This is a genomic window from Streptomyces niveiscabiei, from assembly GCF_001419795.1.
GTDB lineage: Bacteria > Actinomycetota > Actinomycetes > Streptomycetales > Streptomycetaceae > Streptomyces > Streptomyces niveiscabiei.
Genome location: NZ_LIRL01000889.1, coordinates 1 through 1097, shown reverse-complemented (window position 1 = coordinate 1097; position 1097 = coordinate 1). Strand labels below are relative to the sequence as shown.

Sequence of the window (1097 nt, the reverse complement as noted above, 5' to 3'; positions counted from 1 at the left end):
GCGCGGAGCAGACGGAGGCGCTGCTGTCGCGGGTCCCGTCGGTGTACCGCACGCAGGTCAACGACGTCCTGCTCACCGCCCTCGCGCGCACCCTGCGCACCTGGACCGGCCGCGACCGGATCGTCGTGAACCTGGAGGGCCACGGCCGTGAGGAACTCTTCGACGGCATCGATCTCTCGCGTACGGTCGGCTGGTTCACCGCGATCCACCCCGTCGCCCTCGAACTCCCCGGCGACGACTGGGGAACCCAAGTCCGGTCCATCAAGGAGCAGTTGCGCGCGGTACCGGACCGAGGCGTCGGCTACGGCGCACTCCGCTACCTGAACGGCCGCCCCCTCGCCGACGACCCCCACCCCCAGCTCAGCTTCAACTACCACGGCCAGTTCGCCGGTTCCCGCCCCCTCACCCTCAACCCCGGCGGCGAACACGCCCGCGCCGAGCAGCGCGCCCATGTGCTGGAGGTCGTCGGAGCCGTCCAGGACGGCGTGCTGACGTTCACCTGGTCCTACTCCACGAACCTCCACGAGGAAGCGACCGTCAGCGCGCTCGCCCACGCCTTCGCCGGTGAACTCACCGACTTCGTCGCCCACTGCGCCACCCCCGGCGCCGGCGGCTGCTCGCCGTCCGACTTCCCGCTCGTCACCCTGACCCGGCGCGAGGTGGACCAACTCGTCGGCGACGGCCGCGAGATCGAGGACGTGTACCCGCTGACCCCGCTCCAGACAGGTATGCTCTTCCACGCGACGGGAGACGACGCGGCCTACCTCGAACAGTTCACGTTCGAGGTGGACGGCATCACCGACGTCGACGAACTCGCCCGCGCCTGGCGGCAGGTGGTCGCCTCGGCGGACGCGCTCCGCGTCGCCGTGCGCTGGGAGGGTGTGCCGGAGCCGGTGCAACTCGTCCACCGGAACGTCACCCTGCCTGTCACCCACGAGGACTGGACCGACCTCGACGCGGACCAACAGGCCGACGCGCTCGGGAAGTTGCTCGCCGAGGACCGTAGGCGCGGCCTGGACCTCACCGCCCCGCCGCTGATGCGGGTCACGCTCGTCCGCGTCCGCGCCGACCGGGTACGCGTCGTGTGGACCTTCCAC

The 1097-nt window shown here is 71.2% G+C and carries 1 protein-coding gene; it reads left to right on the top strand.

The features are described 5' to 3' along the window. Window positions 1–1097, top strand: a 1097-nt coding sequence (locus AOK24_RS36330) for a condensation domain-containing protein (protein WP_159052111.1), incomplete at both ends; no start/stop codon positions are given.